Origin of the sequence: Pseudomonas putida (assembly GCF_001636055.1) — a bacterium.
Lineage (GTDB): Bacteria > Pseudomonadota > Gammaproteobacteria > Pseudomonadales > Pseudomonadaceae > Aquipseudomonas > Aquipseudomonas machongensis.
In genome coordinates, this window is record NZ_CP011789.1 from 1,002,680 (window position 1) to 1,016,760 (window position 14,081).

15 protein-coding genes are annotated in these 14,081 nt (G+C 63.6%); 8 read left to right on the forward strand and 7 right to left on the reverse strand.

The features are described from left to right. Positions 1-78 precede the first annotated feature (78 nt). The 3 genes from rpe (at position 79) to trpE (ending at position 3,120) form a co-directional block, all read left to right on the forward strand. Positions 79-753 carry a ribulose-phosphate 3-epimerase gene (gene rpe / locus AB688_RS04420; RefSeq protein WP_054892234.1) on the forward strand — a complete coding sequence of 225 codons (675 nt, stop codon included), beginning with the start codon at positions 79-81 and terminating at the stop codon, positions 751-753. Further along, on the forward strand, positions 750-1,568 hold the full coding sequence (locus AB688_RS04425) for a phosphoglycolate phosphatase (RefSeq protein ID WP_063542440.1): 819 nt from the start codon (positions 750-752) through the stop codon (positions 1,566-1,568). Before rpe ends, AB688_RS04425 begins: the two co-directional genes overlap by 4 nt. A 70-nt stretch (positions 1,569-1,638) precedes the next feature. Then, entirely contained in the window at positions 1,639-3,120 is a 1,482-nt protein-coding gene (gene trpE / locus AB688_RS04430) for an anthranilate synthase component I (RefSeq protein ID WP_063542442.1), read from the forward strand. Positions 3,121-3,264: 144 nt separating this feature from the next. On the opposite strand, the gene estP is transcribed toward trpE, so the two are convergent. Continuing rightward, positions 3,265-5,166 carry an esterase EstP gene (gene estP, locus AB688_RS04435; protein WP_063542444.1) on the reverse strand — a complete coding sequence of 634 codons (1,902 nt, stop codon included), beginning with the start codon at positions 5,164-5,166 and terminating at the stop codon, positions 3,265-3,267. 362 nt (positions 5,167-5,528) lie between these two features. On the opposite strand from estP, the gene AB688_RS04440 reads away from it, so the two are divergent. From AB688_RS04440 to AB688_RS04455, 4 genes are all read left to right on the forward strand, one after another. Continuing rightward, on the forward strand, positions 5,529-6,122 hold the full coding sequence (locus tag AB688_RS04440; protein WP_054892238.1) for an aminodeoxychorismate/anthranilate synthase component II: 594 nt from the start codon (positions 5,529-5,531) through the stop codon (positions 6,120-6,122). A gap of 9 nt (positions 6,123-6,131) precedes the next feature. Further along, a complete protein-coding gene (gene trpD, locus AB688_RS04445; RefSeq protein WP_063542446.1) occupies positions 6,132-7,181 on the forward strand; it encodes an anthranilate phosphoribosyltransferase in 1,050 nt (349 codons plus the stop codon). Then, positions 7,178-8,011 carry an indole-3-glycerol phosphate synthase TrpC gene (gene trpC, locus AB688_RS04450; protein WP_063542448.1) on the forward strand — a complete coding sequence of 278 codons (834 nt, stop codon included), beginning with the start codon at positions 7,178-7,180 and terminating at the stop codon, positions 8,009-8,011. Before trpD ends, trpC begins: the two co-directional genes overlap by 4 nt. A 91-nt stretch (positions 8,012-8,102) precedes the next feature. Further along, a complete protein-coding gene (locus AB688_RS04455) occupies positions 8,103-8,807 on the forward strand; it encodes a lipoate--protein ligase family protein (RefSeq protein WP_063542450.1) in 705 nt (234 codons plus the stop codon). Here the strand turns inward: AB688_RS04455 and crp are convergent. Continuing rightward, positions 8,804-9,448 (reverse strand): cAMP-activated global transcriptional regulator CRP, encoded by a 645-nt coding sequence (gene crp, locus AB688_RS04460; RefSeq protein WP_054925379.1) that lies wholly within the window; start codon positions 9,446-9,448, stop codon positions 8,804-8,806. The genes AB688_RS04455 and crp overlap by 4 nt on opposite strands. 190 nt (positions 9,449-9,638) lie before the next feature. Between crp and AB688_RS04465 the strand changes: the two genes are divergently transcribed. Continuing rightward, complete coding sequence (locus AB688_RS04465; protein ID WP_028689009.1) at positions 9,639-10,061, forward strand: OsmC family protein; 423 nt, start codon at positions 9,639-9,641, stop codon at positions 10,059-10,061. 28 nt (positions 10,062-10,089) lie between these two features. Here AB688_RS04465 and AB688_RS04470 read toward each other — a convergent pair whose 3' ends face one another. From AB688_RS04470 to AB688_RS04490, 5 genes are all read right to left on the reverse strand, one after another. Next, entirely contained in the window at positions 10,090-11,130 is a 1,041-nt protein-coding gene (locus tag AB688_RS04470; protein ID WP_063542452.1) for a hypothetical protein, read from the reverse strand. A 9-nt stretch (positions 11,131-11,139) separates the two neighbouring features. Continuing rightward, on the reverse strand, positions 11,140-11,787 hold the full coding sequence (gene coq7 / locus AB688_RS04475; protein ID WP_063542454.1) for a 2-polyprenyl-3-methyl-6-methoxy-1,4-benzoquinone monooxygenase: 648 nt from the start codon (positions 11,785-11,787) through the stop codon (positions 11,140-11,142). A 66-nt stretch (positions 11,788-11,853) separates the two neighbouring features. Next, positions 11,854-12,192, reverse strand: coding sequence for a histidine triad nucleotide-binding protein (locus tag AB688_RS04480; RefSeq protein ID WP_063542456.1), 339 nt, complete (start codon positions 12,190-12,192; stop codon positions 11,854-11,856). 64 nt (positions 12,193-12,256) lie between these two features. Then, on the reverse strand, positions 12,257-13,039 hold the full coding sequence (locus tag AB688_RS04485; protein ID WP_063542458.1) for an SDR family NAD(P)-dependent oxidoreductase: 783 nt from the start codon (positions 13,037-13,039) through the stop codon (positions 12,257-12,259). A 75-nt stretch (positions 13,040-13,114) separates the two neighbouring features. Continuing rightward, entirely contained in the window at positions 13,115-14,062 is a 948-nt protein-coding gene (locus AB688_RS04490) for an NAD(P)H-dependent flavin oxidoreductase (protein ID WP_063542460.1), read from the reverse strand. Between the last annotated feature and the right edge of the window lie 19 nt (positions 14,063-14,081).

Sequence of the window (14,081 nt, forward strand, 5' to 3'; positions counted from 1 at the left end):
AATTGATACCAATCAGCCCCCGTCCACTTCCCTGAGTTACAATGCGCGCCACCGTGATTTCCACCACATAGGTGCGCCATGCAGCCCTACGCTATTGCCCCCTCCATTCTTTCCGCCGATTTCGCCCGCCTGGGCGAGGACGTCGACAAGGTTCTGGCCGCCGGGGCCGACATCGTCCACTTCGATGTCATGGACAACCACTACGTGCCCAATCTGACCATCGGTCCGATGGTCTGCACCGCACTGCGCAAGTACGGCGTGACCGCGCCGATCGATGTGCACCTGATGGTCAGCCCGGTCGACCGCATCATCGGCGACTTCATCGAGGCCGGCGCTACCTACATCACCTTCCACCCGGAAGCGTCGCAACACATCGACCGTTCGCTGCAACTGATCAAGGACGGCGGCTGCAAGGCCGGCCTGGTATTCAACCCGGCCACCAGCCTGGACGCACTGAAATACGTGATGGACAAGGTCGACATGGTCCTGCTGATGAGCGTCAACCCCGGCTTCGGCGGGCAGAAGTTCATCCCAGGCACCCTCGACAAGCTGCGCGAGGCCCGCGCGCTGATCGATGCCAGCGGGCGTGATATCCGCCTGGAGATCGATGGCGGCGTCAACGTCGGCAACATCCGTGAAATCGCCGCTGCTGGCGCTGACACCTTCGTGGCCGGCTCGGCGATCTTCAACGCCCCAGACTACCAGGAAGTGATCGCCAAGATGCGCGCCGAACTGGCCCAGGCCCGCCCATGAGTGGCTTCGAGCAGCTGTTCCCGGGGACGCTGCCCAGGCTGGTGATGTTCGATCTGGACGGTACGTTGATCGATTCGGTACCGGACCTGGCCGCCGCCGTGGACCGCATGCTGCTCGAACTGGGGCGCCCGGCCGCAGGGCTGGATGCCGTGCGCCAGTGGGTGGGCAACGGTGCCGAGGTGCTGGTGCGCCGCGCCCTGGCCGGCGGCATCGAGCACGATGCCGTCGATGCGCAACTGGCCGAGCGTGCGCTGGCACTGTTCATGGAAGCTTATGGCGAAAGCCATGAGCTGACCGTGGTCTACCCAGGCGTGCGCGACACCTTGCGCTGGTTGCGCAAGCAGGGCGTGGAGATGGCGCTGATCACCAACAAGCCCGAACGCTTTGTCGGGCCGTTGCTGGACCAGATGAAGATCGGTCGCTATTTCCGCTGGATCATCGGTGGCGACACCCTGCCACAGAAGAAACCCGACCCGGCGGCATTGCTGTTCGTCATGAAGATGGCCGGTATTGCGCCCGAGCAGTCGCTGTTCGTTGGCGATTCGCGCAGTGACGTGCAGGCGGCCAGGGCGGCGGGGGTCAAGAGCGTCGGCCTGACCTACGGCTACAACCACGGACGGCCGATCGACGAGGAGTCGCCGAGCCTGGTACTCGACGATCTGCGCCTGCTGTTGCCCGGTTGCTTAGTCACCGACACTGGGATAACGTGGGCGGACCTTCAAGCCTCCCAAGACAGAGACTCCACTGTGGGTGTTACCGGCAAATTCTGGATGAAAGTCATCAAGGCCCTGGCCCGTTGGCGCTGGCGCGCCTGACTCCCGCTCGCCGGCGCCTGCCGGCCCGTCCGCTTGCCCGAACCCATTGCTGCTTGCCACGAGGCTACCCATGACCCGCGAAGAATTCCTGCGCCTGGCCGCTGCCGGCTACAACCGCATTCCCCTGGCCTGTGAAACCCTGGCCGACTTCGATACGCCGCTGTCCATCTACCTGAAGCTTGCCGACCAGGCCAACTCTTATCTGCTCGAGTCCGTGCAGGGCGGGGAGAAGTGGGGGCGCTACTCGATGATCGGTTTGCCTTCGCGCACAGTGATGCGCGTCCACGGCTACCGGGTGAGCATCCTGCACGATGGCGTCGAGGTAGAGAGCCACGAGGTCGAAGATCCACTGGCATTCGTCGAGTCTTTCAAGGACCGCTACAAGGTCGCCGACATTCCTGGGTTGCCGCGCTTCAATGGTGGCCTGGTCGGCTATTTCGGCTATGACTGCGTGCGCTATGTCGAAAAGCGCCTGGGCGCCTGCCCGAACCCGGATCCGCTGGGGGTGCCGGACATCCTGCTGATGGTCTCCGACGCCGTGGTGGTGTTCGACAACCTGGCCGGCAAGATGCACGCGATCGTGCTGGTCGACCCGTCTGAGGAGCAGGCGTTCGAGCAAGGCAAGGCGCGTCTGGATGGCTTGCTCGACAAGCTGCGCCAGCCAATCACCCCGCGTCGGGGGCTGGACCTCAGCGGGCCGATGGCCGCCGAGCCTGAATTCCGCTCCAGCTACACCCGGGACGACTATGAGAATGCGGTCGGGCGGATCAAGGAATACATCCTCGCTGGCGACTGCATGCAGGTCGTACCGTCGCAGCGCATGTCCATCGACTTCAAGGCTGCGCCCATCGACCTGTACCGGGCGCTGCGCTGCTTCAACCCGACCCCCTACATGTACTTCTTCAACTTCGGCGACTTCCATGTGGTCGGCAGCTCGCCGGAAGTGCTGGTGCGGGTCGAGGATAATCTGGTCACCGTACGTCCGATCGCTGGCACCCGCCCGCGCGGCGCCAACGAAGAGGCCGACCGCGCGCTGGAAGACGACCTGCTGTCGGACGACAAGGAAATCGCCGAGCACCTGATGCTGATCGACCTGGGGCGCAACGATGTGGGGCGTGTGTCGTCGACGGGCAGCGTGCGCCTGACCGAGAAAATGGTGATCGAGCGTTATTCGAACGTCATGCATATCGTCTCGAACGTCACCGGCGAGTTGGCCGAGGGGCTGACGGCGATGGACGCACTGCGTGCGATCCTGCCGGCCGGCACATTGTCGGGCGCGCCGAAGATCCGGGCGATGGAGATCATCGACGAGCTGGAGCCGGTCAAGCGGGGTGTCTATGGTGGTGCAGTGGGTTACTTTGCCTGGAACGGCAACATGGACACCGCCATTGCCATCCGTACTGCGGTGATCAAGGACGGCGAACTGCACGTGCAGGCCGGTGGCGGCATCGTGGCCGACTCGGTACCGGCACTGGAGTGGGAAGAGACCATCAACAAGCGTCGGGCGATGTTCCGTGCCGTGGCGCTGGCCGAGCAGACGCCGCGCGGCTGATGGATGAAAAAACGGCGCTCTGATGAGCGCCGTTTTTTTGGTGGTGTGAGTGGGCTGCTGCGCAGCCCATCGCGGGGCCAGCCCGCTCCTACAGGTTCACTGCAATTGCTGTAGGAGCGGGCTGGCACCGCGACGGGTTAACCCTCAAAAGTCCAGGCTCACCGCCAGGCTTACCCCCTGTTGGCGCAGTTCATCGCTCTTGCGCCAGTTGTAATTGCCCCGCAGGTTCACCCCCGGCACCAGTTCATGGCTGAGGCCCAGGCTCGCGCGGGTCAGGTTGCTGTGCGGCGTGTAGCCGGCGAGGGTGAAGTCGTTGCCCGGCAGGGTGGTCAGGTGCATGGTCAGGTCCTGGCGGTCATCCTCGAACTCGTGCTCGCGCGCGACCTCGGCGAACAACCGCGTGCTCGGCAGCACTTGCACACTGCCCAGCAGTCCTGCACCCAGGCGGCGGGATTTGCGGTCCTGGTCGTCGAAAGCCAGGGCCGTGGAGCGTCCGCTCTTCTCGTCGTAGCCATCGACCTTGACTCGCGCATAGTCGGCGCTGATGAACGGCGCCAATTGCCAGCTGCTCGCGTCGGCGGCCAGGTTGTAGCCCAGTCGCCCGCTGATGGCCCAGGCCTCGCCATCGGTATCGCCTTTTTCGGTGCGCTCGCTGGCGCCCAGGGCGAAGCTGCGTTTTAGATCGCTGTAGTCCAGGTGCCCGGCAGTCAGCGTCGCATCGGCCCACCAGCGGTTCTCGCGGAACTGGGCGAAGGCGCTGGCCAGGTAGCTGTCGAGCTTGTAGTCCGAGTCTTGTTGGCCTGCCTCCAGTTTCTGTCTGTAGACGCCTGCTGCCAGGCCGACGCGCCAGGCATCATCGAGTCGGTAGCTACCGCCGAGGGTCAGGTTGTAACCGCGACCATCGCCACTCGCCGAACTGCGCTGGCTGCCGAAGTCCAGATCCTGGGCGCCGGTGGCGACGAAGGCTTGCCACTGACCAACTGCCTGCCAGGGTGTCTGCCACTGGTTGCGCAGCTCATCCTGATGGGCGCGCAGGCTGGCGTGGGCCATTTCCGGAAGCAGCGTCAGTTCCCAAGGGGCGGCTAGGATGGAATAGGCGTAGTCGGCGATCAGTTGCTGGCCAGCAATGGTCGGGTGTACCGAGTCGTTGAACAGCAGCCGGGTTGGGTCGGGGTTGGTGCCGTTGGCGCCATAGACCGGGTTTTGCACGCAGCTGTCGCCGCTGTAGCAGGTACCGACCAGGTTCTGGTCGGCGGCCAGGCCGAACTCCGCCGGGCTGCGCAGGGCCTCGCCGAGCAGGGTGGGGATGTTCAGCGGGATGATTTCAGCGTCGATCTGGCGCAACTGGTTGAGCAGCGACTGGTTGAACACGCCCGAAAGCTGCGACAGCGGGCCCTGCTGCGGCGTACCGCTGAAATTCGGGGTCTGCCCCAGATCGGGCAGCAGCCACACCATGATGTAGCGCGCTCCGCCCTGCTGCAGGGCCTGGGCACTGGCGGCCAGCCGCGCGCCAGCGGCGGCTGCATCGGCGGCGCTGTTGACCTGCCCCTGCAGGAAGTCATTACCGCCACCGGTGACGTAGTAGAGCGCATTCGGGTCGGCTCGCAAGCCGTTGGCCAGGTAGCCGGGGCGCTCACGCAGGACGAGACCTGCGCCAGGGCGCCCGGGTGGAATCACCGCCTCGGAGGTGTCGGTGATCGAGTCGAGGATCTGCTGTGTCGTGTAGCCGCCGACGGCCCAGTTGTTGCCGTCGGGGCGACCTTGCACAAGATTGACCCGCGAGGTGGATGGGCCCAGTTCCGTGTCGGAAAAGCCCAGCCTCCCGCCAAGGATCATGGGTGACACCGGGGCATAGTTGCCGTTCGCATCGCGATTGGTGAAACGCATGCCCGGTGTGCCACCGGTGAGGTCAGGGAACTGCCCCGCATCGCTCAGGCTGTCGCCGAATACGATCAGCGAAGAGTACGGCGAGGGCGCCGCCATGGCCTGGCTGCAGGCGAGGGTGAGCAGGCACAGGGCCGTGCGCAGGAAAGGTGGCTGTCGCATGTGGAAGTTCCTTTTCATTGTTTTTATGGAGACAAGCCCGAAGACCTTAGCAAAAAAGCACGCAGTCCGTTCGTTCCCCAGTATTTGCGGCGTATTGCGCCTGTCGTCGCGGTAGGCTACTGTGCCGGGACGTATGAGCGAGAACTACCCCGTGTTGATCGTCAGCAAACTCCTGATGCGCGTTATCAAGGCTCACGCCCGTTGGCGTTGGCGCGCCTGACTCTTTCTCCTGCCGGTCCTGTCCGGCCCGCCCCCGTTTGCCCTCCTGTCGTTCCATCTTCGCTGTCGCGGTAGAGCCGCGCCCATGGTCGAGGCAGGAAGGTTCGAAAGCACAGTCAGTAGATTCAAGAGGTTGACCCCAGATGTTACTGATGATCGACAATTACGACTCCTTCACCTACAACGTCGTCCAGTACCTCGGCGAGTTGGGTGCCGAGGTCAAGGTCATTCGCAACGACGAACTGACCATCGCCCAGATCGAAGCCCTCAACCCGGAGCGCATCGTCGTCTCGCCCGGTCCTTGCACGCCCAGCGAGGCAGGCGTTTCCATCGAGGCCATCCTGCACTTTGCCGGCAAGCTGCCGATCCTCGGTGTGTGCCTGGGCCACCAGTCCATCGGCCAGGCGTATGGCGGTGACGTGGTGCGGGCCCGCCAGGTCATGCATGGCAAGACCAGCCCGGTGTTCCACCGCGACCTGGGTGTGTTCGCCGGCCTGAACAACCCGTTGACCGTGACCCGCTACCATTCGCTGGTGGTCAAGCGTGAAACCCTGCCGGACTGCCTCGAAGTCACCGCCTGGACTGCCCATGCAGACGGTTCGGTCGACGAGATCATGGGCCTGCGCCACAAGACCTTGAACATCGAAGGGGTGCAGTTCCACCCCGAGTCCATCCTCACCGAGCAGGGCCACGAGCTGTTCGCCAACTTCCTCAAGCAGACCGGCGGCCGCCGCTAAGGATCGATCATGGATATCAAGAGCGCGCTGAGCCGCATCGTCGGCCACCTGGACCTGTCCACAGACGAAATGCGCGATGTCATGCGTCAGATCATGACCGGACAATGCACCGAGGCGCAGATCGGCGCCTTTCTGATGGGCATGCGCATGAAGAGCGAGAGCATCGACGAGATCGTCGGCGCCGTTTCGGTCATGCGTGAGCTGGCCGAAAAGGTCGAGCTCAAGAGCCTCGACGGCGTGGTCGACATCGTCGGCACCGGCGGCGACGGGGCCAACATCTTCAACGTTTCCACGGCTTCGGCCTTCGTGCTCGCCGCGGCCGGTTGCCCGGTGGCCAAGCACGGCAACCGCGCGGTGTCCGGCAAGAGCGGCAGCGCCGACCTGCTGGAGGCGGCCGGTATCTACCTGAACCTTACCCCAGTGCAGGTGGCCCGCTGCATCGATAGCCTGGGGATCGGTTTCATGTTCGCCCAGACTCACCACAGTGCGATGAAGCATGCTGCTGGCCCGCGCCGCGACCTGGGCTTGCGCACGCTCTTCAACATGCTCGGCCCGCTTACGAATCCGGCCGGTGTGAAGCACCAGGTGGTTGGTGTATTCACCCAGGCCCTGTGCCGCCCGCTCGCCGAAGTGTTGCAGCGCCTGGGCAGCAAGCATGTGCTGGTGGTGCACTCCAAGGATGGCCTGGACGAATTCAGCCTGGCCGCGCCGACTTTCGTCGCGGAATTGAAGAACGGTGAGATCACCGAATACTGGGTCGAACCGGAAGACCTTGGCATGAAGAGCCAGAGCCTGCATGGCCTGGCGGTCGAGGACCCACAGGCTTCGCTGGCGCTGATCCGTGACGCCCTGGGCCGACGCAAGACCGAAAACGGCCAGAAAGCTGCCGAAATGATCGTGCTCAACGCTGGCGCCGCGCTGTATGCCGCCGACCATGCGATGAGCCTGAAGTCGGGCGTCGAACTCGCCCACGATGTGCTGCACACCGGCCTTGCCTGGGAAAAACTCCAGGAGCTGGGCGCCTTTACCGCGGTATTCAAGCAGGAGAACGGAGCATGAGCGTACCGACGGTGCTGGAAAGGATCATCGCCCGCAAGTTTCAGGAAGTGGCCGAGCGCAGCGCGCGCGTGAGCCTCGCCGAACTGGAGCGTCTGGCCAAGGGCGCCGACGCTCCCCGCGGCTTCGCCAACGCCTTGATCGAACAGGCCAAGCGCAAGCAGCCTGCGGTCATCGCTGAGATCAAGAAGGCCTCGCCGAGCAAGGGCGTGATCCGCGAGCACTTCGTGCCTGCGGAAATCGCGGTGAGCTACGAGAAGGGCGGCGCCACCTGCCTGTCGGTACTCACCGACGTGGATTACTTCCAGGGCGCAGACGCGTACCTGCAACAGGCCCGCGCTGCCGTGTCGTTGCCGGTGATCCGCAAGGACTTCATGGTCGATCCCTACCAGATCGTCGAAGCCCGCGCCCTGGGCGCCGACTGCGTGCTGCTGATCGTCTCGGCACTGGACGATGTGAAGATGGCCGAGCTGGCCGCCACCGCCAAGGATGTCGGTCTCGACGTGCTGGTGGAGGTACACGATGGCAATGAGCTCGAGCGTGCGCTGAAAACCCTCGATACGCCACTGGTGGGGGTCAACAACCGCAATCTGCACACCTTCGAGGTCAGCCTGGACACCACCCTCGACTTGCTGCCGCGCATTCCGCGTGACCGCCTGGCGGTCACCGAGAGCGGTATCCTCAACCGCGCCGACGTGGAGCTGATGGAAATCAACGAGGTGTATTCGTTCCTGGTGGGCGAAGCCTTCATGCGCGCCGAGCAGCCGGGGTTGGAGCTGCAGAGGCTGTTCTTCCCGGATCAGGTGAAGAAGACTGTTCAGCCTCTGGACTGATCAAAAAACGAAGCCGGCTTGATGCCGGCTTTTTTGTATGACTGTTCTGGCCCTTTCGCGGGCCAGTGAACCGGATTTCCAAGGTGGATCAATGACCGATCAACCCCTGGCCCTCACCGTCGAGCAGGGCCTGCATGCCGAACAGGAGCTGCTCGCCGCCGTCTGCCGTGGCGAGCGTGAGTCCGGCGTGCTGTTCTGGCGCCCCACCGATCATGCTCTGGTCATGCCGCGACGAATGAGTCGTCTCGACAACTTCGAAGCCGCCTGTGCCGAGCTGGCGATCGCTGGCTGGCCGGTGTTGCTGCGTGAAACCGGTGGAGAGCCGGTGCCGCAGTCCCATTCGACCGTGAACGTGGCGCTGGTCTACGTCGCACCGCGCAGCGAAGGTGACCACGGACGCATCGAGAACGCTTACGAGCGCCTGTGCCTGCCGCTGTGCGATGTCTTGCGCGAATGGGGTGGTGTGGCGTCGGTCGGGGAGATCGACGGTGCGTTCTGCGATGGGCGCTACAACGTCAATCTCAACGGCCGCAAGCTGGTCGGCACTGCCCAGCGCTGGCGCCAAGGGCTGGGCGGCAAGCGCCCGGTAGTGCTGGTGCATGGCGCGCTGCTGCTGGACAACGAGCGCGAGTCGATGGTGGCGGCGGTCAACCGCTTCAACGACTGCTGTGGGCTGGAGCAACGTTGCCGCGCCGACAGCCATATTGCCTTGCATGAAGTGGTGCCCGCAGCCCCTTGGTTCGAGCGGCTGTCCCAGGCCTACGCCGAGGTGATCGCGGCGCTGCCCAAGGATTAGCGGGTTCCGTAGACCACCATGGTCTTGCCCTTGACCTGCACCAGGCTGCGTTCTTCAAGATCCTTGAGCACCCGGCCGACCATCTCGCGCGAACAGCCGACGATCCGCCCGATCTCCTGACGGGTGATCTTGATCTGCATGCCGTCGGGGTGGGTCATGGCATCCGGCTGCTTGCACAGGTCGAGCAGGCAACGGGCGACGCGGCCGGTGACGTCGAAGAAGGCCAGGTCGCCGACCTTGCGCGTTGTGTTGCGCAGGCGCTGGGCCATCTGGCTGCCAAGGGCGTAGAGAATGTCCGGATCGTGACGGGCCAGCTCGCGGAACTTGTCGTAGCTGATCTCGGCCACTTCGCACTCGGTCTTGGCCCGTACCCAGGCGCTGCGCTGCTGTTCGGGGCCCGCTGGTTCGAACAACCCCAATTCACCGAAGAAGTCACCATTGTTGAGGTAGGCGATGATCATCTCATGACCTTCATCGTCCTCGATCAGGATGGTCACCGATCCCTTGACGATGAACGACAGCGTCTCGGCCCGGTCGCCGGCGCAGATGATGTTGCTCTTGGCGGCATAGCGGCGGCGTTGGCAGTGCACCAGCAGCTTGTCGATATTCTTGATCTTGGCAGGGAGTGCTGAGGCTACCATCACGAAAATCCTGTTCGAGCGACGCAGAGGCATTTTTGTAGGAGGTTACTGACAGCGAGCGCCAGTGATTTGGCGTCAGCTTATCAGACACTTCGGCTTTATCGGCATGAAACCCCAACGTCTTGAGCTTTTCCGACAGCGCTACAAGGTCTAAGCTGACGACCTTTTACGAAATCAGGAGTCCGGATAGATGAAGGCACGCATCCAGTGGGCCGGTGAGGCCATGTTCCTCGGTGAGTCGGGGAGTGGGCATGTCGTGGTCATGGACGGTCCTCCCGAGGCTGGCGGTCGTAACCTGGGCGTACGCCCGATGGAGATGCTGCTGCTCGGCCTGGGTGGCTGCAGCAGTTTCGATGTGGTCAGCATCCTGAAGAAATCCCGACAGGCGGTGGAAAGCTGCGAAGCTTTTCTCGAGGCTGAGCGCGCCAGCGAAGATCCCAAGGTATTCACCAAGATCCACCTGAACTTCGTGGTCAAGGGCCGTGGCCTCAAAGAGGCGCAGGTCAAGCGAGCGGTCGAGCTGTCGGCCGAGAAGTATTGCTCGGCATCGATCATGCTCGATCGTGCGGGTGTGGAGATCACCCATGGGTACGAGATCGTAGAGCTGGGTTGAAGTGGTGGGGCCGCCTGGCGGCCCCGTTTCAGTCGCGCAGGGCCGGTAACGCGTCGAGCAACCATTGCGGCAGCTTTGCCCGCAACGACTGGCTCAGGTGCTCGCGGCGTTTCTGGTAAGCCAACCCAAGGCCGATAACGCCAAGCCCGATCAGGGTGATTACTACCGGGAACAGCAACGACTCGGCGAACACGTCATACGACAGGTAGCCCAGGTACGCCGCCACGCCCATGGCGCCGAATACCATGAACATCGGTCGGCGCAGCAGCACTGCACATCCCATCAGGCCAAGGTTGATCAGACAATAGAGCGCCTTGCCCAGCTCACTGTCGCTGTTCATCGAAGTCAACCCGCCCCAGAATGCCAGAAGCCCTGCCAGATAGCCCCAGTAGGCGTAATCGCGGCGCGTGCGACCATCGGCAGCCAGGAACACGGCCAGCAACAGCAGGCCGAACCACACCGAGACCTTCTGGCGCTGCTCCCAACTGAACACTTCGCCGTAGAACCATTCGCTGAGGTCCATGGACATGAACCACAAGGCCACGGCAATTGGCATCACGATGAAGGGGAAAGGCACCAGGCGCAGCATCGCCACCCCGGCGACGACGGTCGCCGCTTCCATCAGCAGCCAGCCGCCCTGCACGTAGGTGTAGTACTGGTGGTAGTCGAACTGCAGGTCATCCAGCGGCCACCAGCCGAGCAGGCGCTCGATGGCGAAGACTGCCAATGGCACGATGCTTACGGCCACCGCAGCGAGAACGCCAGCAGCAATGACCTGTCCACGGCGCTGGAGTGACAGGGCGAACAGGGTAAGCGCGGCGATATAGAGGAGGGCGGCGGTCAGCAGTGCTGTATCACCAATGCGCATCCAGGCTTCGGTGAGCAACCAGCCCATGGCTGCCATGATCAGCAGCGCGCCGAAGTAGAAAGCGACATGGGCCAGCTGGAACCGGCCCTGTTGTTGCGGTTGCTGACGCAGGAACTCGAGCAGCGCCCGATCCTGTCCTGGCTGGAGAATGCCGGCGCTTACGGCGCTGGCCAGGTCCTTGGCATCGAAGCGCTCGGTCATCGGCTCGTCCTAGATTCGGTAGGTGCTCTTGGTCATCACCTTGGCCAGCAGGCTCATGCCGAAACGCACCGTGGCAGGGAAGCGGTAGCCGCCTGCTTCCAGTGCGGATTCGGCGTGTTGCTCTTCATCGACGCGCATCTGCTCGAGAATGGCGCGGGATTTTTCGTCTTCCTCGGGGATCTGTTCGAGGTGCTCGTCCAGGTGCTTGCAGACCTGATGTTCTGTGGCGGCGACGAAGCCCAGGCTGACCTTGTCGCTGACCAGGCCGGCGAGGGCACCGATGCCGAACGACATGCCATAGAACAACGGGTTGAGCACACTGGGATGACTGCCCAGTTGGCGGATGCGCTGTTCGCACCAGGCCAGGTGGTCGATCTCTTCCTCGGCGGCATGCTCCATGGCCTTGCGTACCTGCGGCAGCTTGGCGGTCAGTGCCTGGCCTTGGTAGAGCGCCTGGGCGCAGACTTCACCGGTATGGTTGATGCGCATCAGGCCGGCGATATGGCGGGTCTGGGACTCGTCCAGCTCGGCGTCAGGCTGGATGATCGCGGGCGAGGGACGGGAAGGTTGGCCGCTGAAGGGCAGCAAGGTGCGCATGGCGGTGTCAGCCTGCAGCAACAAGCGGTCGAGCGGTGAATAGTGACGTTCGGTAGCCATCGGGCACCTCCACTAAAGTGATGCCCGACAGTTTAACTCAATCATGCCGGATGGGCTTGCCTTGGGTCAGCCCGGTGGCCAGTTCATCTGACGCTGGCCGAGCACGTGCATGTGGATGTGATAGACCGTCTGCCCACCCTTGGGGTTGCAATTCATGACCACGCGGAAACCTTCCTCGCAGCCCTGCTCGACGGCCAGGCGCTGGGCGGTGAACAGGATGTGGCCAGCCAGTGCCTTGTCCTCTTCGGTCAGGTCGTTGAGGGTCGGGATGTGCTTTTTCGGGATGACCAGAAAATGTACCGGCGCCGCAGGGGCGATATCCTTGAAGGCCAGGATCTGGTCGTCTTCGTAGATGATATCCGCCGGGATTTCCCGGTTGATGATCTTGAGGAATAGATCGTCCACGTCACTTGCTCCTTGGTGAGGGTCGAAGCGCAGTGTACTCAGCGAAGCGCTGCTCGGACAGAGGTCATTCGGCGCCGATCGGGCAGTAGCGACGATGGATCACGCCCGCCAGCTTGCGGCTCAACCAGCGCGGCAGAAGGCGTGGGGCGAAGGCCAGCCAGCGATTGCGTCGGCCTGGCATGATCAGGGCGTGGTTCTTGTCCAGCGCGCGCACTGTGTAGAGCGCCACTTCTTCGGCACTCAGGCAGCGCGAACTGCCCTCCAGTCGCGGGATGTGTCGTTTTGCCGAGCGGATCGGGCCCGGGCACAACACCGACACCTTGATCCCGGTACGACGCAGTTCTTCGCGCAGGGCTTCCGAGAAACTCAGTACATAGGCCTTGCTGGCGCTGTAGCAGGCCATCCACGGACCTGGCGCGGCGCTGGCCAGTGAGGCTACGTTGAGGATCTGGCCGCCACCGTGCACCGCCATCAGGTTGCCGATCGCGTGGCACAGGCGGGTCAGGGCGAGGATATTGACCTCCAGCAGGTCTTGTTCGTCGGCCCACTCATGGGCCAGGAAGGGCCCGTAGGTGCGCTGGCCGGCACAGTTGACCAGCAGGTCGATGCGCCGCTCGCCCTCTTCCAGCTCAAGTACGAATCCCGACAGGCGCAAAGGCTGGCTGAGGTCGCAGGCGCGCAGCAGAACCTCGACACCGAAGCGCTGGGTCAGCTCGATCGCGATCGGTTCGAGGGTTTCACGATGGCGTGCCACCAGGATCAGGTTGCGCCCGCGCCGCGCCAGGGCCTCCGCCAGGGCCAGGCCCAGGCCGCTGGAAGCTCCGGTGATCATGGCGTAACGGGTCATGCAAGGCTCCTGGGGGCGGAAGAGGGCGCCTAGTGTACAGCTTGGCCGGGGCGGTTGTGGTCTTTTGCAGGGGCTTCAGCGCGCCAGTTCAGCGCTGCGAAGCTGGGCAGCCTGGTATTCGTCACGCAGGCGCTCGATCAGCACTGCCGTATCGGGTAGGTCATGGATACCGCCCGCGCCCTGGCCAGCCGACCACACGGTTTTCCAGGCCTTGGCTTCTTCATCCAGCGGTTTGAGCTTGACCTCGCCCGGGTTGTGCTTGAGCGCGGCCATGTCGTAACCGGCCTGCTCCAGACTCTGGCGCAGAAAGCTGGCCGGTACACCCGACACCGCCGGGGTGTGGACGATATCGGCAGCATGGGCATCGAGGAGCATTTTCTTGTAGGCGTCCTGGGCTTGGCTCTCGCGGGTGGCGATGAAGCGTGTGCCCATGTACGCGAGATCGGCGCCCAGCAGACGTGCCGCGAGAATTTCGTGACCTTGGTTGATGCAACCGGCCAACAGCAGGGTCTTGTCGAAGAATTGGCGGATCTCCGCGACCAGGGCGAACGGGCTCCAGGTCCCGGCATGACCGCCGGCGCCCGCAGCCACGGCGATCAGGCCATCGACGCCGGCCTCGGCGGCTTTCTCGGCGTGACGACGGGTGGTGACATCGTGGAACACCAGGCCGCCATAACCGTGCACTGCGTCCACTACCTCCTTCACCGCGCCCAGGCTGGTGATCACGATGGGAACCTGGTGCTCCACGCACAGGGCGAGATCGGCCTGCAGGCGCGGGTTGCTCGGGTGCACGATGAGGTTGACGGCATAAGGCGCGGGCGCCTGTAACTGCGCGAGCCCTGCCTCGATCTCCTCCAGCCAGGCCTTGAAGCCGGCACTGTCGCGCTGGTTCAACGCCGGAAAACTGCCCACCACACCGTTGGCGCAGCAAGCCAGGACCAGCTGCGGGTTGGAAATCAGGAACATCGGCGCGGCAACCACAGGCAGTCGCAGACGGTGTTCAAGTGTTGCGGGCAGGGACATGGCAAGGCTCCTTTGCTCA